This window comes from Streptomyces sp. H27-H5, assembly GCF_026627505.1.
GTDB lineage: Bacteria > Actinomycetota > Actinomycetes > Streptomycetales > Streptomycetaceae > Streptomyces.
In genome coordinates, this window is the sequence record NZ_JAPNLK010000062.1 from 1 (window position 1) to 17,895 (window position 17,895).

At 71.9% G+C, this 17,895-nt stretch carries 18 protein-coding genes and 1 riboswitch; of the genes, 10 read left to right on the plus strand and 8 right to left on the minus strand.

What is annotated here, in order from left to right; all coding sequences use genetic code 11:
- Nucleotides 1-182 precede the first annotated feature (182 nt).
- Nucleotides 183-1,211 (plus strand): 6-phosphofructokinase, encoded by a 1,029-nt coding sequence (locus tag OTB19_RS27310; protein WP_267801161.1) that lies wholly within the window; start codon nt 183-185, stop codon nt 1,209-1,211.
- Nucleotides 1,212-1,297: 86 nt separating this feature from the next.
- On the plus strand, nt 1,298-2,287 hold the full coding sequence (locus tag OTB19_RS27315; RefSeq protein ID WP_267801162.1) for a 2-hydroxyacid dehydrogenase: 990 nt from the start codon (nt 1,298-1,300) through the stop codon (nt 2,285-2,287).
- Between the two features lie 87 nt (nt 2,288-2,374).
- On the opposite strand, the gene OTB19_RS27320 is transcribed toward OTB19_RS27315, so the two are convergent.
- Complete coding sequence (locus OTB19_RS27320) at nt 2,375-4,252, minus strand: anthranilate synthase family protein (RefSeq protein WP_267801163.1); 1,878 nt, start codon at nt 4,250-4,252, stop codon at nt 2,375-2,377.
- A 309-nt stretch (nt 4,253-4,561) separates the two neighbouring features.
- Here OTB19_RS27320 and OTB19_RS27325 point away from each other — a divergent pair, with 309 nt between their 5' ends.
- Together OTB19_RS27325 and OTB19_RS27330 are read left to right on the plus strand one after the other, a co-directional pair.
- The gene (locus OTB19_RS27325; RefSeq protein ID WP_267801164.1) at nt 4,562-5,917 is read left to right on the plus strand and encodes a class II 3-deoxy-7-phosphoheptulonate synthase; all 1,356 of its coding nucleotides are present in this window, start codon (nt 4,562-4,564) and stop codon (nt 5,915-5,917) included.
- Between the two features lie 177 nt (nt 5,918-6,094).
- Complete coding sequence (locus tag OTB19_RS27330) at nt 6,095-6,334, plus strand: (2Fe-2S)-binding protein (RefSeq protein ID WP_267801165.1); 240 nt, start codon at nt 6,095-6,097, stop codon at nt 6,332-6,334.
- Nucleotides 6,335-6,348: 14 nt separating this feature from the next.
- On the opposite strand, the gene bfr is transcribed toward OTB19_RS27330, so the two are convergent.
- A complete protein-coding gene (gene bfr / locus OTB19_RS27335) occupies nt 6,349-6,828 on the minus strand; it encodes a bacterioferritin (RefSeq protein ID WP_053676038.1) in 480 nt (159 codons plus the stop codon).
- Nucleotides 6,829-7,001: 173 nt separating this feature from the next.
- Between bfr and OTB19_RS27340 the strand changes: the two genes are divergently transcribed.
- The gene (locus OTB19_RS27340) at nt 7,002-7,634 is read left to right on the plus strand and encodes a sulfite oxidase-like oxidoreductase (protein WP_267801166.1); all 633 of its coding nucleotides are present in this window, start codon (nt 7,002-7,004) and stop codon (nt 7,632-7,634) included.
- Nucleotides 7,635-7,644: 10 nt separating this feature from the next.
- Here OTB19_RS27340 and OTB19_RS27345 read toward each other — a convergent pair whose 3' ends face one another.
- The 6 genes from OTB19_RS27345 to thiO form a co-directional block, all read right to left on the minus strand.
- Complete coding sequence (locus OTB19_RS27345) at nt 7,645-8,169, minus strand: DUF4396 domain-containing protein (protein ID WP_267801167.1); 525 nt, start codon at nt 8,167-8,169, stop codon at nt 7,645-7,647.
- An 89-nt stretch (nt 8,170-8,258) separates the two neighbouring features.
- The gene (locus OTB19_RS27350) at nt 8,259-9,119 is read right to left on the minus strand and encodes a deoxyribonuclease IV (protein ID WP_267801168.1); all 861 of its coding nucleotides are present in this window, start codon (nt 9,117-9,119) and stop codon (nt 8,259-8,261) included.
- A 4-nt stretch (nt 9,120-9,123) separates the two neighbouring features.
- On the minus strand, nt 9,124-11,034 hold the full coding sequence (gene pknB, locus OTB19_RS27355; protein WP_267801169.1) for a Stk1 family PASTA domain-containing Ser/Thr kinase: 1,911 nt from the start codon (nt 11,032-11,034) through the stop codon (nt 9,124-9,126).
- 88 nt (nt 11,035-11,122) lie between these two features.
- Nucleotides 11,123-11,917 carry a thiazole synthase gene (locus OTB19_RS27360; protein WP_267801170.1) on the minus strand — a complete coding sequence of 265 codons (795 nt, stop codon included), beginning with the start codon at nt 11,915-11,917 and terminating at the stop codon, nt 11,123-11,125.
- Nucleotides 11,918-11,922: 5 nt separating this feature from the next.
- A complete protein-coding gene (gene thiS, locus OTB19_RS27365; RefSeq protein ID WP_267801171.1) occupies nt 11,923-12,123 on the minus strand; it encodes a sulfur carrier protein ThiS in 201 nt (66 codons plus the stop codon).
- On the minus strand, nt 12,120-13,310 hold the full coding sequence (thiO, locus tag OTB19_RS27370) for a glycine oxidase ThiO (protein WP_267801172.1): 1,191 nt from the start codon (nt 13,308-13,310) through the stop codon (nt 12,120-12,122). Before thiO ends, thiS begins: the two co-directional genes overlap by 4 nt.
- Nucleotides 13,308-13,420: riboswitch (TPP riboswitch) on the minus strand. Its footprint overlaps the gene before it by 3 nt.
- A gap of 91 nt (nt 13,421-13,511) precedes the next feature.
- On the opposite strand from thiO, the gene OTB19_RS27375 reads away from it, so the two are divergent.
- The 5 genes from OTB19_RS27375 to OTB19_RS27395 all read left to right on the plus strand — a co-directional run bounded on the left by OTB19_RS27375 (nt 13,512) and on the right by OTB19_RS27395 (nt 17,878).
- Entirely contained in the window at nt 13,512-14,732 is a 1,221-nt protein-coding gene (locus OTB19_RS27375; protein WP_267801173.1) for an NAD(P)/FAD-dependent oxidoreductase, read from the plus strand.
- A gap of 118 nt (nt 14,733-14,850) precedes the next feature.
- Nucleotides 14,851-15,216: an Rv2175c family DNA-binding protein gene (locus tag OTB19_RS27380; protein ID WP_053676030.1), complete on the plus strand. Its 366-nt coding sequence runs from the start codon at nt 14,851-14,853 to the stop codon at nt 15,214-15,216.
- Nucleotides 15,217-15,298: 82 nt separating this feature from the next.
- Nucleotides 15,299-15,937, plus strand: a complete 639-nt coding sequence (thiE, locus tag OTB19_RS27385) for a thiamine phosphate synthase (RefSeq protein WP_267801174.1) — start codon at nt 15,299-15,301, stop codon at nt 15,935-15,937.
- A gap of 73 nt (nt 15,938-16,010) precedes the next feature.
- Nucleotides 16,011-16,925, plus strand: coding sequence for a methylenetetrahydrofolate reductase [NAD(P)H] (gene metF / locus OTB19_RS27390; RefSeq protein WP_267801175.1), 915 nt, complete (start codon nt 16,011-16,013; stop codon nt 16,923-16,925).
- Between the two features lie 50 nt (nt 16,926-16,975).
- Entirely contained in the window at nt 16,976-17,878 is a 903-nt protein-coding gene (locus OTB19_RS27395) for a hypothetical protein (protein WP_267801176.1), read from the plus strand.
- Nucleotides 17,879-17,895 lie beyond the last annotated feature (17 nt).

The following is a 17,895-nucleotide window of genomic DNA, read 5'->3' on the forward strand; positions in this document are numbered from 1 at the left end:
CACCGTGTGCCGGACCGAAGCCGGGTCGTCCGAGGACCGCTTCCCGCAGGATGCCTGCGCGCTCACACAGCGTCACCAATCCAGCCACGCCCAACCGGCAAAGGACCTGCGACGCGCTGCACTAGCGTGACGGTCGTGCGGGCTCATTGGGCTCAGTGGGCCCTTTGCCGAAGGGAGATTCCATGAAGGTCGGAGTGCTGACGGGCGGCGGAGACTGCCCCGGGCTCAACGCGGTCATCCGGGCCGTCGTCCGCAAGGGCGTGCAGGAGTACCAGTACGAGTTCCTCGGCTTCAAGGACGGCTGGCGCGGCGCGGTCACGGGCGACACGATCCCGCTCGACATCCCGGCCGTGCGCGGGATCCTGCCGCGCGGCGGGACCATCCTCGGCTCCTCGCGCACCAACCCGTTCAAGTTGGAGAACGGCCTCCGCCAGATCAAGGAGAACCTCGCGAAGTTCGAGGTCGACGCCCTCGTCACGATCGGCGGCGAGGACACCCTCGGGGTGGCCGCCAAGCTGTACGAGGAGTACGGCATCCCCTGCGTGGGCGTGCCGAAGACCATCGACAACGACCTCTCGGCCACCGACTACACCTTCGGCTTCGACACGGCCGTCGGCATCGCCACCGAGGCCATCGACCGGCTCCACACCACCGCCGAGTCGCACATGCGGGTGCTGGTCGTCGAGGTCATGGGGCGCCACGCGGGCTGGATCGCCCTCCACTCCGGCCTGGCCGGCGGAGCCAACGTCATCCTCGTTCCCGAGCAGCGCTTCGACGTGGACCAGGTCTGCGCCTGGGTCACCTCCCGCTTCAAGGCGAGCTACGCCCCGATCGTGGTCGTCGCCGAGGGCGCCATGCCCACGGACGGCGAGCTGGTGCTCAAGGACGCCACGACGGACTCCTTCGGGCACGTGCGGCTGTCGGGCGTCGGCGAGTGGCTCGCCAAGGAGATCGAGGCGCGGACCGGCAAGGAGGCCCGTACGACGGTCCTCGGACACGTCCAGCGCGGCGGCACGCCCAGCGCCTTCGACCGCTGGCTGGCCACGCGCTTCGGGCTGCACGCCGTCGACGCGGTGCGCGACGGAGACTTCGGCAAGATGGTGGCGCTGAAGGGGACGGACATCGTCCGGGTGCCGATCCTGGAGGCCACGTCGAAGCTCAAGACGGTGGACCCGGCGCTCTACGCGGAAGCCGGCGTCTTCTTCGGCTGAGCCGGAGCGCATGTGCGGATCATGGGTCGTATCGTGACAAAGGGCCCATGATCCGATGCGGGCGACGACGCGGGACGGGAGCGAACGTGGAGATCCTCGCCTTCGGGGTGCAGACGGACGAGAAGCCGCTCATGGAGAAGACGTTCGCCGGCCGGCACGAGGTGCGCTGCCTGGACGTGTTCCTGAGCGAGGACACCGCCCCCATCGCCGCCGGGTACGAGATCGTCTCCTCCAGTGTCAACGCCGACCTCGGCGGGCGGGTCCTGCGGATCCTGGCCGACGGCGGGACCCGGATGATCGCCCAACGCTCCACCGGCTTCAACAACATCGACCTCGACGCGGCCCGGGAACTCGGCCTGGCCGTCAGCCGGGTCTCCTACTCCTCCCCGTTCTCGGTGGCCGAGTTCGCCTGGACCCTCGCGATGGCCGTCAACCGCAGCATCGTCCGGGCCTCGAACCGCACCCGGGACTTCGACTTCCGCCTCAACGGACTGATGGGCCGTGACATGCGCGGCCGCACCGTCGGTGTCCTCGGCACCGGGAAGATCGGCGAGGCCTTCACCCGGATCGCGCACGGCTTCGGCATGAACCTGCTGGGCTGGGACGTGACCCCGAACCCGGCCTGCGTGGACCTCGGCATGAAGTACGTGGACAAGGACACGCTGTTCGTCGAGTCGGACCTGATCAGCCTGCACGTCCCGCTGCTCGACGCGACGCGGCACATCGTCGACGGCGCGGCGCTGCGGCTGATGAAGGACGACGCGATCCTGGTCAACTCCAGCCGGGGCGCACTGGTGGACACGGAGGCTCTGGTGGACGAACTCCGGGCGGGGCGGTTCGCGGGCGTCGGCCTGGACGTGTACGAGGCGGAGGCCGGACTGTTCTTCATGGACCGCTCCCCGGAAGCCGTGGAGGACGACGCCCTCGCCCGGCTGATCACCTTCCCGAACGTGGTGGTGACCTCGCACCAGGCGTATTACACCCACGACGCGGTGGGCCAGATCATCGACGCCACCCTCGCGAACGTGCAGGACTACCTGGCCGGCCGCCGCTCCGAGAACACCCTGTCGCCGTGAACACCCCGTCGCCGTCGCCCCGGGCCGCGCCGGCCGCCCCGTCGCCGGCGGGGCCGGTCGCCCGACCCCGCCGCCGACACCCGGGCCTCAGGCCGGGGCGGCCGTCCGTACGCCCGTCAGCAGGTCGCGCAGCAGCTCCGCCCCGCGCAGGGTGAGCACCGACTCCGGGTGGAACTGCACCCCCGCGAAGCCCGCCGCCGACCGCAGCGCGTGCACCTCGCCCGTCGCCGGGTCCCGCGCGACCTCGACCCCGCGCAGCGCCAGCCGCTCCGCGAGCTCCGCCGGGCAGTGCGCGGTGTACGTGTTGTAGAAGCCGACCACCTCGGACGCACCGAACAGGTCGATGCGGGTCTGCGCCCCCTGCGCCGGCTCCGCCTTGCGGACCAGCGGGAGACCCAGCTCGGCGGCCAACAGCTCGTGCCCCAGGCACACGCCCAGCAGCCCGTGCCGGTGCCCCGCCAGCAGCTCCGCCGCCAGCGCGCGCAACGTCCGCATCTTCGGGTCGGACGCGTCCGCCGGGTTCCCCGGTCCGGGGCCCAGGACGACCGGCCCCTCCCAGGCCAGGGCCGCCGCCCGCAGCCCGGGGTCGTCGTAGCGGCGCACGGTCACCTCCAGGCCGGTCACCCGCAGCACGTGGGCCAGCATCGCCGTGAAGGTGTCCTCGCCGTCCACCACCAGCGCGTGGCCCGGCGCCGCGGCCGGCCGCTCCTGCATCCGCAGCCAGAACGGGGCCAGGTCGGCCCGCCGCGCGGCGAGGGCCGCCTGCACCCGGGGGTCGCCCGCGAGCGGCCCCCCGGTCGCCGCAGGGCGCGGCGCGGACGCCCGCACCCCCAGCGCGGCCAGCACCCCGGCCGCCTTCGCGTGCGTCTCGGCCACCTCGCCCGCCGGGTCGGAGTGCCGCACCAGCGTCGCCCCGACCGGGACGCGCAGGGCCCCGTCGGGCGCGATGTCGGCCGTGCGGATCAGGATCGGCGAGTCCAGGGTCTGCGCCCCGGCGGCGTCCGTGCCCAGCAGGGCCAGCGCGCCCGCGTAATAGCCCCGGCCACCGCTCTCGTACCGCTCGATCACCCGGCAGGCGTTCTGCACCGGCGAGCCCGTCACCGTCGCCGCGAACATGGTCTCCCGGAGCACCTCGCGCACGTCCAGCGAGGAGCGGCCGCGCAGCTCGTACTCGGTGTGCGCGAGGTGGGCCATCTCCTTCAGCCGGGGCCCGACGACCACCCCGCCCCGGTCGCCGACCGTGCACATCATCTTGAGTTCCTCGTCGACGACCATCGACAGTTCCTCGGTCTCCTTGCGGTCGCCGAGGAAGGCGAGCAGCGAATCGACCGTGGGGCCCTGCGCCGGATACCGGTACGTCCCGCTGATCGGGTTCATCACGACCGTGCCGCCGGACATGCGCACGTGCACCTCCGGGCTGGCCCCCACCAGCGTGCGCTCCCCGGTGTGCACGACGTACGTCCAGTACGCGCCCCGCTCGCCCACCAGCAGGCGCCGGAACAGGGCCAGGGCGTCCGCCCGCCCGAAGCCCTCGATCCGCCCCTCGTAGGTGCGCCGGATGACGAAGTTCGCGCCCTCGCCGCGCCCGATCTCGTGCTCGATGACGCGCTCCACGGTCGCCGCGTACCGCGCGTCCGGGACGTCGAAGCCGCCGTCCTCGACCCGCACCTCGTGGTCCGGCAGCGCGGCGAGCACCTCCGTCAGCGGCAGCTCGTAGGCCTCCTCGGCCGCCAGCACGCTCAGCGGCGTGCCGTCGTCGCGCACGTCGAAACCGCGCTCCCGGATCTGCCGGAACGGCACCAGGGCCAGGGTGGGCAGTTCCCCGACGGGCAGGTCGGCGAGCCGCTCGGCGGTGTGGACCGGGCCGATCAGCAGCTCGACGGTGTCGTGGTCGCGGCCGGGGGTGCGGCGGCGCAGCAGGGCGAACGGCGGGCAGGAGTCGTCGAGCAGTCTGCTGATGTCCATGGGCGGGCGTCCTTCTCGGAGATCTCGGAAGAGAGGGGGTGAGAGGGGCCGGCCCGGGCCCGGAAACGCCGAAGGCCGCCCCTCGGGCGGCCTTCGCGTCGTTCGTCGTCTACGTACGCGCGAGGAGTGGGCCGCCGGAAGCGGGCCACCACCAGTTCATGTTCGAGTGCGCGTACATGTCGCCGACCCTAGCCCACGCCGCCGGCGGAGGCGAAGCGTCCGCGGGGGCGGGTCGCGTTCCGAGAGACATCCGTCTCAGGGTGTGGGCACCGGGCTGGACGCGACGTGCGACGCCGTAATGTGTACGAGGTGACCGTGAACGCTGAAACCCAAGCCCCCGCCACCAAGGCGACCTGGCGAGACCTTCCCGCGGCGCAGCAGCCTTCGTACCCCGATGCCGAGGCCCTGCGCGCTGTCGTCGCGGACCTCGAATCGTATCCTCCGCTCGTGTTCGCGGGTGAGTGTGACCAGCTGCGCGCCCGTCTGGGAGCCGTCGCCAAGGGCGAGGCGTTCCTGCTGCAGGGCGGCGACTGTGCCGAGGCCTTCGACGCCGTGTCCGCCGAGCACATCCGTGCCAAGCTGAAGACGCTGCTCCAGATGAGCGCCGTCCTGACGTACGCCGCCTCCGTGCCGGTCGTCAAGGTCGGCCGCATCGCCGGCCAGTACTCCAAGCCGCGCTCCAAGGACACCGAGACCCGCGACGGCATCACCCTGCCGACCTACCGCGGCGACTCCGTCAACGGCTTCGCCTTCACCGAAGAGGCCCGGATCCCGGACCCCGAGCGCCTGAAGCGCATGTACCACGCGTCGGCCTCCACGCTGAACCTGGTCCGCGCCTTCACCACCGGTGGCTACGCCGACCTGCGCCAGGTGCACGCCTGGAACCAGGACTTCGTGAGGTCCTCCCCGTCCGGGCAGCGCTACGAGCAGCTCGCGCGGGAGATCGACAACGCGCTGAACTTCATGAAGGCCTGTGGCACCGACCCGGCCGAGTTCAAGGCGGTCGAGTTCTACGCCTCCCACGAGGCGCTGCTCCTGGACTACGAGGGCGCGCTGACCCGCACCGACTCGCGGACCGGCAAGCTGTACGACACCTCGGGCCACATGGTCTGGATCGGTGAGCGCACCCGCCAGCTGGACCACGCGCACATCGAGTTCTGCTCGCGGATCGCCAACCCGATCGGCATCAAGCTCGGCCCCACGACCACCGTGGACGAGGCGCTGACCTACATCGACCGCCTGGACCCCGAGCGCGAGCCCGGTCGGCTCACCTTCGTCGTCCGCATGGGCGCCGACAAGGTCCGCGACAAGCTCCCCGAGCTGGTCGAGAAGGTCACCGCGTCCGGTGCGACCGTCGCCTGGGTCACCGACCCGATGCACGGCAACACCTTCGAGGCGGCCTCCGGCCACAAGACGCGCCGTTTCGACGACGTGCTCGACGAGGTCAAGGGCTTCTTCGAGGTCCACAAGGCCCTGGGCACCCACCCGGGCGGCATTCACGTCGAGCTCACCGGTGACGACGTCACCGAGTGCGTGGGCGGCGGCGACGAGATCTTCGTCGACGACCTGCACCAGCGCTACGAGACGGCCTGCGACCCGCGGCTCAACCGCAGCCAGTCCCTGGACCTCGCGTTCCTGGTGGCCGAGATGTACCGCGACCAGTAGGACGCGACGCGCGATCAGTAGGTGGCTTCCTACGACGGTGGGGCACGGATCGATGTGATCCGTGCCCCACCGTCGTATCCAGGTCTTTTAGGGGACCCTAAGTTTGGGTATGGTTAGGTAAGCCTCACCGAATAGGGGATGGCTCGCCGAACCATTCCTGCCAGGGAGGTGAACCGCGTGTACGTCTGCTCTTGTTTCGGGATCACCGACAAGCAGGTCAAGGACCACGCGGCTGCCGGGGCCTGCACCCCCCGCCAGATCGCCTCGGAGACCAAGGCCGGCACGGACTGCGGTTCGTGCGTGCGGACCATCCAGGGAATCCTTGGCCGCGGGGCGTGCCCGCGCCGCGAACTGCTGGAGACGGGCAACGCGGCGGCCGTGCTCGCCGTCGACCCGCAGCTCGCCGAAGCGGCCTAGCGCATCGGTTCGGCTCAGCTCTCCGGCTGCTCGATGAGCTGCGCGATGTAGAGCGGCTCCCCGATGCTCTCGATCAGTTCCAGCTGGGTGTCGAGGTAGTCGATGTGGTGCTCCTCGTCCTCCAGGATCTCCTCGAAGAGGCGCGCGGAGGTGATGTCACCCTTGCCGCGCATGACCTCGATGCCGCGCTTGAGGCGGTCGATGGCCTCGACCTCGACCTGGCGGTCCGCCTGGAACATCTCCGTCAGCGTCTGGCCCACGCGGACGTGGAAGAGGCGCTGGTAGTTGGGCAGACCGTCGAGCATCAGGATGCGCTCGGTGATCTTGTCCGCGTGCTTCATCTCGTCGATGGACTCGGCACGGGTGTAGTTGGCGAGCTTCGTCCAACCCTTGTTGTCCTGGATGCGGTAGTGCAGCCAGTACTGGTTGATCGCCGTGAGCTCGCCGGTCAGCTGCTCGTTGAGAAACTCAAGGACCTCGGGGTCGCCCTGCATCGCAGAGGCTCCTTCCAAGCAATGTCAGCTAAGTGACTGGGCAGGTGCGCGCATCCTTGCACCGCCGCCCGGGGGCGTCCAGTAAGTGCCTCCTTAGTGGGAGTTGCCATGACTTGCCCGAATCGGTCCAGACCTGGTCATGACCACCCTGCCCAATCTGTCACCATGGACTCATGGGTCAGCCGGAAAGCCGGGAATCTCCGGGAGCAGAGCAGTTCGAGCTCCCTCCGGGGCAACGGTTGCAGCGCGGCTGGCCGGTCACCCACTACGGCCCCGTCCCCAAGTTCAAGCCGGACCGCTGGGAGTTCAGGGTCTTCGGCGCGACCGCCGACGGTGACAAGCACTGCTGGAACCACGAGGAGTTCGCGGCCCTGCCGTTCGAGTCGGTCGTGGCCGATCTGCACTGCGTGACGAAGTTCAGCATGCTCGGAGCCGAATGGGGTGGCGTCCGCGCCCGCACCGTCCTCGCGCTCGCCCCGCCGGCCCCCCAGGTCACGCACGTGATGGTGTGGGCCGAGTACGGCTTCAGCTCGAACATGCGATTGGCGGATTTCGCCGCGGACCGCACGGTCTTCGCCACCCATCAGGGTGGCGAACTGCTGACCGCCGAGCACGGTTTCCCCCTGCGTCTCGTGGTCCCGCACCTCTATGCCTGGAAGGGCCCCAAGTGGGTCCGCGGCATCGAGTACATGACCGCCGACCGGCGGGGTTTCTGGGAGGAGCGGGGCTACCACAACGTCGGTGACCCCTGGCGCGAGCAGCGCTACTCGTACCAGGAGGAGCCGGGGGACGGCCCGGAGCTCTGACCGCCGCGCTTCAGTGGTGGTACGCGTGGACGACCGCGTGGCCCTTGCCCCGGCCGATCATCCACTTGTTGACCGGTGTGGTGATCACGAAAGCGGCCGCGAGCGCGATCGCCAGCACGATCCAGAACAGCGGGTCCGAGAGGTGGGCGTCCATGGCGCCCGGCCACAGGGCGATCACCCCGTTGTCGATCAGCTCCATCACGGCGATCGAGAGGGTGTCGGCCGCGAGTGCCACCCGGACGGCCGTACGGAGGTCCACGCCGGCGCCGAGGATCCCGCGCAGGGTGAGCGCGTAGCCGAAGAGGAACGCGAGGACGATCGCCAGGATCATCGTGGCCAGGTTGCCCCAGCCCAGCGCCGTGCCGATGATCATGCCCAGCACCTCGCCGATGGCGCATCCGGTGAGGCAGTGCAGGGTGGCCTTCGCGGCCATCGCCCAACTGACCCGGCCGTGGCCGCCGTCGTGCCCGCCGTCGTGGTGGTCTGCGTGGTCGGCGGGTCCGTGGTGCTCGTGGTGTGCGTGTGCGTGGTCCATCGAATGCCCCCTGGGAACGACTGAGGAACGGGTCCGCGATACGTGGAACCGTATACCCCCCTGGGGTATTCCGGCGGTCGCCCGGTGTGTCACCTCGGGCCGCGCAGCTCCTTCAGCAGCGCCACGTCCGCCGCGTGACCTTCCTTGCCGCCCGGCGTCTCGATGATCAGCGGCACCCCCTCCATCGCCGCGTGGGTGAACAGCTCGGCGAACGCCTCCCGGCCGATGTGCCCCTGGCCGATGTTCGCGTGCCGGTCCTTGTGGGCGCCGACACCCTCCTTGGAGTCGTTGGCGTGGACCAGTTTCAGCCGGCCCTCGCCCACCGTCTCCACCAGGAGGTCCAGCGTCTGCTTGGTGCCGCCCGTCTCCGCCAGATCGTGCCCGGCCGCGAAGATGTGGCAGGTGTCCAGGCAGATCCCGAGCTTGGGGTGGTGGTCCAGGGCGTCGAAGTACGGCCCGAAGTCCCAGGTGCGCGAGCACAGGGAGAACCCCTGACCGGCCGTGGACTCCAACAGCAGGAACGGGTCGTCGTCGTGAGTCAGTTCGTCCAGGAGCGGCAGCATGTGCTCCCTGACCTGCGCGTACGCCTTCTCGCGCGGCCTGCCTCCGGTGGCGGAACCGGTGTGGACGACCACCCCGAGCGCACCGATCTCCCGACCCCGGCGCAGCGAGTGCCGAAGGGATTCCACCGACTTCTCGACGGTCGCCTCGGTGTGCGAGCCGAAGTTGATCAGGTACGGCGCGTGCACGTACGCGGGGATCGACTCCCCCGCGCACTCCTCGCGGAACAACTCGTCCTGCGCCGGGTTGCCGACCGGGGTCGCCCACCCGCGAGGATTGGCCACGAAGACCTGGACGGCCTCGGCGCCCATCTCGCGGGCGTACGCGAGCCCGACAGAGGCGAGGCCGCCCGCGACGGGGACGTGCCCGCCCACCGGATTGCGTGTCACGTGCCTACAGCCCCTTGGTCTTGATCGTGATCGTGCTTCCCTCGGCGGCGTTCTGGCCGCCCGGCACGGACTGGCTCTCCACGGTGTTGCTGAAGGACAGGAACGGCCGGTCCACCTTCACCTTGAAGCCCGATCCCTCCAGCGCCTTCCGGGCCGCGTCCACATCCTGGCCGGTGACGTCCGGCACCTGGACCTGGCGGGGTCCCTTGGAAAGGGTCAGGGTGACCGTGTCGCCCGCGGCGGCCTGGGTGCCGGCCCCGATCGACTGGTTGGCGACCGCACCGGCGGGCGACGCGGAGTTGACCTGCTCGGCGGCCGTGCCCACCTTCAGGCCGAGGCCCTCCAGGGTCGACCGGGCCTCGTCCGCGGACCGGCCGGTGACGCTCGGCACCCGGACCGGGCTGCCCTTGCTGACGACGAGCGCCACCGCCGTGTCGGGGGCCCGCTTCTCCCCGCCCGCCGGATCGCTGCCGATGACGGAGCCCTGGGCGACGTCCTCGTTGAACGCCTGGGTGACGATGCCGGGCGCCAGCCCGACCGCCGTCAGCTCCGCCTTCGCCGCTTCCAGGGGCTTGCCCTTCAGCGCCGGCACGCTCACGACCTCGGGGCCGCGGGACAGGGTGATCGTCACGGCGCCGTTGCCGCGGATGCGCTTGCCGCCCGGAGGGTCGGTGTTCATGACGGTGCCGCGGTCGAAGGCGTCGCTGAACTTCCGGTTCACGCCCTTCACGCCGAGACCGGCCGCCGACAGCTGCGACCTGGCCTCCTGCTCCGACTTGCCGAGCAGGTTGGGGACCTTCGTGAACTGCCCGGAGTTGATGTACCAGACGCCGGCCCCCAGACCGAGGGCCAACAGTATTCCCACGACGATCAGGAGAGGCCCGCGACGGGGCGCCCGCAGGCCTCCCGCCGGCCGACGCCGGGGCGGGATCGGCGCGGGCGACTCCAGGCGGGAGGTGTGGTGCACGGGCTGCTGCGCCGTGACGGGCCGCGCGATCACGCTGGTGCGGTCCTCGGAGGCGGGCCGGTCCTCGGCCCGGGCCCGCGGCGGCGCGGCGTCGAGCTCCGCGTCGGTCAGCCGGGCGCGGGCTTCGAGCGTCAGCCCGAGCAGGGCGGCGGCGTCGGAGGGGCGCAGCTCCGGGCTGCGGGCGGCCGCCAGCGCGACGAGCTCGTCGAGACCGGCGGGCAGCCCGGGGACGGCGGCCGACGGGGCCGGCACGTCCTCGTTGAGGTGCTGGTAGAGCACCTGGGCGGGGCTGCCGCCGGTGTGCGGCTTGGCGCCCGTGAGCATCTCGTACAGGACCACACCGCAGGCGTAGACGTCCACGCGGGTGTCGGTGATCCCGTTCTCGATCTGCTCGGGGGCGAGGTAGGAGACGGTGCCGAGGACCGAACCGGTGGTGTTCGTGACGGAGTCCACACTGCGCACCAGACCGAAGTCGGCGACCTTGACCCGGCCGTCGTCGCCGATCAGCACGTTCTCGGGCTTCATGTCCCGGTGGACGAAACCGGCCCGGTGGGCGGCGCCGAGGGCGGCCAGGACCGGTTCGAGGATGTCGAGGGCGGCCCGGGGCCGCAGCGCGCCGCGCTCGCGGAGCACGTCGCGCAGGGTGCAACCGGAGACGTACTCCATCGCGAGGTACGTGTACGGGCCGTCCGTCCCCTGGTCGAAGACCGCGACCACGTTGGGGTGGGCGAGCCGGGCCACGGACTTCGCCTCGCGGATGAAGCGGTCGACGAAGGCGCCGTCGGCGGCCAGGGCCGGATGCATCACCTTCAGCGCGAGGATCCGGTCGAGACGGGTGTCGAGGGCCCGGTAGACCGTGGCCATGCCGCCGGCCGCGATCCGGGCGTCGACGCGGTAGCGGCCGTCGAGCACGCGCCCGACGAGGGGGTCATCCAGGGTCGTATCCACCCGGCGATTCTACGAGCGGCACGGAGTGCGCCGACGCGGGCGGGGCTGGAGGTGGCCCGCGCCTCGAACGCCGGCGAGGCTGAAACGGCTAGAAGGCGGGGCGTTCCGGGTCGAGGGCGGCGCGGCCCTCGGTGGGGGAGGAGGCCTCGGCGAAGCGCCGCTGGGGGATGCGTCCCGCGCGGTGGGCGAGGCGGCCCGCCGACACGGCGTCCCGCATGGCGGCCGCCATCAGCGCGGGCGACTGGGCCCGGGTGACGGCCGACGCCAGCATGACGGCGGAGCACCCCAGCTCCATGGCCAGCGCCGCGTCCGAGGCGGTGCCGGCGCCCGCGTCCAGGATCACCGGGACCCCGGCCCGTTCCGCGATCAGCTCGAAGTTGTGCGGGTTGCGGATGCCCATGCCGGAACCGATGGGGGAGCCCAGCGGCATGATCGCCGCGCAGCCCACGTCCTCCAGCTTCCGCGCCAGTACCGGGTCGTCGTTGGTGTACGGGAGCACGGTGAAGCCCTCGTCGACCAGGATCTCGGCGGCGTCGAGCAGCTCGACGCCGTCCGGGAGCAGGGTGCGTTCGTCGGCCACGACTTCGAGCTTGACCCAGTCCGTGCCGAGCGCCTCGCGGGCCAGCCGCGCGGTCAGCACGGCCTCGCCGGCCGTGAAGCAGCCGGCGGTGTTCGGCAGGACCGCGATGCCCAGCCGGGTGAGCACGGACAGCACCGACCCCTGGACCGTGGGGTCCAGGCGGCGCATGGCCACGGTGGTCAGTTCCGTGCCGGAGGCGATCAGGGCGCGTTCCAGGACGTCCAGGCTGGGGGCGCCGCCGGTGCCCATGATCAGGCGGGAGGTGAAGGTCCGGCCGCCGAGGGTGAAGAGGTCGTCCGCCATCGCCGTCAGCCTCCCTGGACCGCGGTGAGGACCTCGACCCGGTCGCCTTCGCCGACCTCGGTGAGCGGCCACCGGCCGCGCGGCACCACGGTCTCGTTGAGCGCCGCCGCGACCCCCTTGTGGGCCCGGGTCAAGGTGGCGACCACCGCGTCGAGGGTGGTTCCGGCCGCGACCTCGCGCGGCTCGCCGTTGACGGAGATGGTCATGCGTACGACTCCTGACGTGCCTGGGTGAAACGGCGCGGGGTGAAGGGGCGGGCGACCTCCGGCATCGTGCCGGTGGCCAGCAGTTCCGCCATCACGTCCCCGGTGAGCGGGGTCAGCAGCACCCCGTTGCGGTAGTGCCCGGTGGCCAGGTGCAGGCCGGGCAGCTCGGTGGGCCCGAGCAGCGGGGCGTTGTCGGGGGAGGCCGGTCGCAGGCCCGCCCGGGTCTCGGTCAGCGGGAGTTCGGTGATGCCGGGCACCAACTCGTGGGCGTCGCGCAGCAGCTCGTACACCCCGCCGGCGGTGACGGTGGTGTCCCAGCCGAGTTCCTCGCTGGTGGCCCCGACGACGAGTTCGCCGTTCTCGCGCGGCACCAGGTAGACGTGGCTGCCCCGGACGACGGCCCGTACGGTCCGGGAGAGGAACGGCGCGTACGAGGCCGGCACCGTCAGCCGCAGCACCTGACCCTTCACCGGCCGCACCGGGACCCGCACCTGCGGTGGCACGCCCGCCAGCCGCCCGCTCAGCGAGCCCGCCGCCAGCACCACCTGGTCGGCGCGCAGCTCCGTCCCGTCGTCGAGCACGGCGCCCGCGGCCCGGTCGTGCAGCACGGTCAACCGGTCGACGGTGGCCCGGTGGACGCTCACCCCGGCCCGTTCGCAGGCGGCCAGCAGCGCGGCGGCGAGCCGGCGCGGGTCCACCTGGTGGTCCCCGTCGACGCGCAGGCCGCCCCGGACGCCCGGGGCCAGCATCGGTTCCAGGCGCCGGCACTCGCGGCCGGTCAACCACTGCGACTCCAGCCCGCAGCGGCGCTGGAGCGCGTGCAGTTCGCGCAGGTGGAGTCGGTCGTCGGAGTCGAGTGCCACGGCGAGGGTGCCGCAGGCGCGATAGCCGATCCCCAGCCCGCCGGCGGCCTCGGTGAGTTCGGCGGCGAACGCCGGGTAGCGGGCGGCGGAGGCGACGTTGAGCCCGAGCAGGGTCTCCTCGCCGTAGTGCAGCTCGGTGACGGCGGCGAGCATGCCGGCCGCGACCTGGGCCGCGCCCCCTCCGGGGCACGGATCGGCGAGTACGGTGCGCAGTCCGCGCCGGGCGGCCCGCCAGGCGACGACCAGGCCGATGACGCCGCCCCCGATGACGAGGACGTCGTGACCCGCCTGTCGTGACGCGTGCGATGAACGCGATGAGTGCATGGGTGTCCATCCCCTCCCTTCGCCGGCATGACCCGGATCAGGTTCGTACGGTCGGAGGCCGGTCAGCCTCCCTCTCAGCCCGGTGCGCCCGGACTCCCGCGATAGGTACGGTGGCCAGACTAACCCCGGGGGAGATGCCGGGTAAGGCTGCCTCCCCGCCCGCTATTCCTGACGAATCGTCAGAAGATTAGGGTGGGCGACGTGAGCGAGCAGACGGAACAGACTCAGAGCGGCGTCGTCATCGTGGGCGCCGGAATGGCCGGCGTGCAGACCGCGGTGGCCCTGCGCGAACAGGGCTACACCGGCCCCGTGACCCTGCTGGGCGCCGAACCCCACCAGCCCTACGACCGGCCCCCGCTCTCCAAGGCGGTCCTGCTGGGCAAGGCCGAGGACTCCGCGTTCGACGTGGACTTCGAGGCGCTCGACATCCGCCTTCGACTGGGCACCGAGGTCACCGGCCTGCGCGCGGGAGCGCGCGAACTCGACACGGAGGCCGGCCCGGTCCCGTACGAGGCCCTGGTCCTGGCCACCGGCGCCGAGCCCCTGACCCTGCCCGGCTCCGAGGGCGTCCGCGGCGTCCACCTGCTGCGCACCCTCGACGACGCCGCACGGCTGCGCCCGGTCCTCGCCGCCGCGTCGGCCGTCGTCGTGGTCGGGGCCGGCTGGATCGGCGCGGAGTTCGCCACCGCGGCCCGGGAGGCGGGCTGCGCCGTCACCGTCGTCGAGGCCGCGGACCGGGTCCTGGCCGGGGCCCTGCCCGCGGCGGTCGGGGAGGCGATGGGCCGCTGGTACGGGGAGGCGGGCGCGACCCTGCTGACCGGCGCGCGGGTGGCCTCGGTGGAGCCGGGCCGGGTCCTGCTGGCGGACGGCCGGGAACTGTCGGCCGGCGCGGTGATCGTGGGCATCGGGGCCCGCCCCGCCACCGCGTGGCTCGCGGACTCGGGCATCGACCTGGGACCGGACGGCTCGGTCACCGCCGACGCCTGGCTGCGGACCTCGCTGGAGGACGTGTACGCGGTGGGCGACTGCGCCTCCTTCCCCTCCGCCCGCTACGGGACCAGGCTGCTGGTCCACCACTGGGACAACGCCCTCCAGGGCCCCAGGGTGGTCGCCGCCGACATCCTGAGCGGCGGGACGGACCGGGCCTACGACCCGGTGCCGTACTTCTGGTCGGAGCAGTTCGGACGCTTCGTGCAGTACGCCGGACACCACGACGCGGCGGACGAGACCGTGTGGCGGGGCGACCCCGCCGACCCGGCGTGGTCCGTCTGCTGGCTCCGCGACGGGGTCCTGGTCGCCGTCCTCGCCGTGGGCCGCCCCCGCGACCTCGCCCAGGGTCGCCGCCTGATCGAGTCCGGCACCGCCCTGGATCCGGCCAAGGTCGCCGACCCCGGCACCCCCCTGAAGTCCGCCGCCGCCTGACCCCGGCGACGGTCGCGGGGCGCCGCCGGGCTCGGGTCGGGCCGGGCGGCGCCTGCCCCGGCGCCCGGACGGACGGCCCGGGTACCGGCGGCCGGCCCGAGATGGCAGGCTTGTCCCCGTGACCGAGATTGACGCAAAGATCGATGCCCTTGTCCCCGCCTGGCTGTACCTCCCCGACATCGCGGAGATGCTCGACATCGAAGTGACCCGGGTCCGCCAGCTGGTCAAGGAAGGTCAGCTGCTCGCCGTGCGCCGCGGCGAGAACCGCTCCCTCCAGGTACCCGCCCCCTTCATCGACGGCGACAAGGTCGTCAAGGGCCTCGTCGGCCTGCTGACGGTGCTCCGCGACGACGGCTTCTCCGACGCGGAGATCCTGGAGTGGATGTTCACCGCGGACCCCACCCTGCCCGGCACCCCCGCGCAGGCGCTGAGCGAGAATCGCGGCACGGAGGTGAAGCGCCGCGCTCAGGCGCTCGCCCTCTGACCGGCTGATTCGCCGAACCACACGCGGTGTACGGGCCGAGCGCGCGGGCCCGTACCCCGCCACGACCACGGGGGGTACACCCATGCAGCAGCTGTCCGACGCCCGGCTCTACCTGTGCACGGACGCCCGCAAGCGGCAGGGTGACCTTCCCGAGTTCCTCGACGCCGTCCTGGCCGGCGGGGTGGACGTCGTCCAGCTCCGCGACAAGGGCATGGAGGCGGGGGAGGAACTGGAACACCTCCGGGTCTTCGCCGAGGCCGCCCGCCGCCACGGCAGGCTCCTCGCGGTCAACGACCGCGCCGACGTCGCGCACGCCATCGGCTCCGACGTCCTGCACCTCGGCCAAGGCGACATCCCCGTTCCCGCCGCCCGCGCGATCCTCGGCCCCGACGTCCTCATCGGCCGCTCCTGCCACTCCGAGTCCGAGGTCGACGCGGCCGCCGCCGAACCCGGCGTGGACTACTTCTGCACCGGCCCCTGCTGGCCCACCCCCACCAAGCCCGGCCGGCACGCCCCCGGCCTCGGGCTCGTCCGCCACGCCGCCTCCCTCGGGCAGGACCGGCCCTGGTTCGCCATCGGCGGCATCGACGCCGGCAACCTGGACGAGGTGCTCGACGCCGGGGCCACCCGCGTCGTGGTCGTACGCGCCCTCACCGAGGCCTCCGACCCCGGGGCGGCCGCCGCCGACCTGGCCAAGCGGATCCGCGCCCGACTCGCGTAGCAGGGTGTCCAAAAACGTGTCCAATGGGCGGACAGCGCTTCGGTGTCCGCCGGCACGCGTCTAACCTGCCGGTATGGCCCTTGGTACCGCTTCCACCTGGTCGGACCGCGCACACACGGTCCGCGACCTCATCGCGTCCGGGCGCTCGTACTCCTTCGAGTTCTGGGCGCCCAAGACCGAGAAGGGCGAACGCAACCTCTGGAACGCGCTCCGCCGCATCGAGGCGGTGGCCCCCAGCTTCGTGTCCGTCACCTACGGGGCCGGCGGCTCCACGCGCGGAGGCACCGTACGGGCCACCGAGGCGATCGCCGCGAACACCACCCTCACCCCCGTCGCGCACCTCACCGCGGTGGACCAGTCCGTCGCGGAGCTGCGTCACGTCATCGGCCAGTTCGCCGACGCCGGCATCCGCAACATGCTCGCGCTGCGCGGGGACCCGCCGGGCGACCCCATGGCCGACTGGGTCAAGCACCCCGAGGGCGTGGACTACGCGGCCGACCTGGTCCGCCTGCTCAAGGAGTCCGGCGACTTCTGCGTCGGCGTCGCCGCCTTCCCCGAGATGCACCCGCGTTCCGACGACTGGGACACGGACATCCGGCACTTCGTGGACAAGTGCCGCGCGGGCGCCGACTATGCGATCACCCAGATGTTCTTCGATCCGGAGAATTATCTGAGGCTCCGCGACAGTGTCGCGAAGGCGGGCTGTGACACCCCGATCATCCCCGAGGTCATGCCTGTTGTGGGCATCAAGCAGTTGGACCGGCTGCCCCAGCTCAGCACCGCGGTCTTCCCCTCGGCGGTAAAAGACCGCATGCTCGCGGTCAAGGACGATCCGGCCGCTGTACGCTCCATTGGCATCGAGTTCGCCACGGAGTTCTGCGCGCGGCTGCTGTCCGAGGGTGTTCCGGGGCTGCACTTCATCACGCTGAACAACTCCACGGCGACTCTCGAAATCTACGAGAACCTGGGCCTGCACCAGCGGGCCTGATCGGCCGTCCCCCGTTCCCGCGCCGGCGGCCGTACCGAGAGGGGCCACGCATGGGAATGACGGTCCTCTACACCGCGTTCGGATTCGTCGCGTTGTGGCTGCTTGCCGAGGTCCTGATGCAGTACAAGGCCCGGCTCCGCTGGCGCCTGCTCGCCTTCGCCGGTTTCGCCGGCGTGGTCGCCGGGGTGGTGCTGCCCTCGGTGCTCGTCATCGCCGTCGGCGCGACCGCGTTCGCGATCGGCCAGACGCTGGTCACGCTCTCCTTCCGCAAGGGCTTCGTGGCCGGTTGGGCGCTGCGCCGCAGCGGGGAACCCGTCCGGCAGCAGAGGGGCCGGCGCCGGGGCGGCGGCGCGCGCGCCGAACGCCCCGCGCCCACCCTGGAGGTGACGGGGCTGGAGTACGGCGACCGGACGACCGCCGGGCGCCACGACGGCGCGGACGCGCCCGACGACTTCGACGACCGAGAGACGAACGTCTTCACCCCGCAGCCGGTTCCCGAGGACACCGGCTCGTACGGGATACAGAGCTTCGCCCCCCAGTACGGCGACCCGTCGGGCCGGCCGGCCGAAACGGCCGCGTTCGCCTCGCCGTTCGCCGCGGCCGGGCAGGACGGCTCGTACGCGCCGCAGTACGACGCGCAGCCCCAGGGCGGCTACGACTACTCCGGCGGCTACCCGATGGGCGAGCAGCAGGTCTATGCGGCCTACTCGGACCCGTACATCGGCACCGGCGGTGGCGTCACCCCGCCCCAGAACAACGACTACGCGCCCTACCCGGACTACAGCGGGCAGCAGTACGCGATGGACACCCCGCCCGGCGGGGTCTGGGTACCGCAGCAGCGGTCCACCGACGAGTACGGCGGTCAGGCCTACCCGACGGACGAGGAGTACCAGCAACAGCAGCAGTACCCGTACCAGGGCGGCTCCGGCGAGTACGAGCAGTACCGCTACTGACCCGCCCGGCCCCGGCG

Excerpts from the sequence above, each read along its gene's own strand:
- OTB19_RS27310 (WP_267801161.1), top strand. The coding sequence starts at position 183 with ATGAAGGTCGGAGTGCTGACGGGCGGCGGAGACTGCCCCGGGCTCAAC.
- OTB19_RS27320 (WP_267801163.1), bottom strand. The coding sequence starts at position 4,252 with ATGGACATCAGCAGACTGCTCGACGACTCCTGCCCGCCGTTCGCCCTG.
- bfr (WP_053676038.1), bottom strand. The coding sequence starts at position 6,828 with ATGCAGGGCGACCCCGAGGTCCTTGAGTTTCTCAACGAGCAGCTGACC.
- OTB19_RS27340 (WP_267801166.1), top strand. The coding sequence starts at position 7,002 with ATGGGTCAGCCGGAAAGCCGGGAATCTCCGGGAGCAGAGCAGTTCGAG.
- OTB19_RS27345 (WP_267801167.1), bottom strand. The coding sequence starts at position 8,169 with ATGGACCACGCACACGCACACCACGAGCACCACGGACCCGCCGACCAC.
- OTB19_RS27360 (WP_267801170.1), bottom strand. The coding sequence starts at position 11,917 with ATGGCGGACGACCTCTTCACCCTCGGCGGCCGGACCTTCACCTCCCGC.
- thiS (WP_267801171.1), bottom strand. The coding sequence starts at position 12,123 with ATGACCATCTCCGTCAACGGCGAGCCGCGCGAGGTCGCGGCCGGAACC.
- thiO (WP_267801172.1), bottom strand. The coding sequence starts at position 13,310 with ATGCACTCATCGCGTTCATCGCACGCGTCACGACAGGCGGGTCACGAC.
- thiE (WP_267801174.1), top strand. The coding sequence starts at position 15,299 with ATGCAGCAGCTGTCCGACGCCCGGCTCTACCTGTGCACGGACGCCCGC.
- metF (WP_267801175.1), top strand. The coding sequence starts at position 16,011 with ATGGCCCTTGGTACCGCTTCCACCTGGTCGGACCGCGCACACACGGTC.
- OTB19_RS27395 (WP_267801176.1), top strand. The coding sequence starts at position 16,976 with ATGGGAATGACGGTCCTCTACACCGCGTTCGGATTCGTCGCGTTGTGG.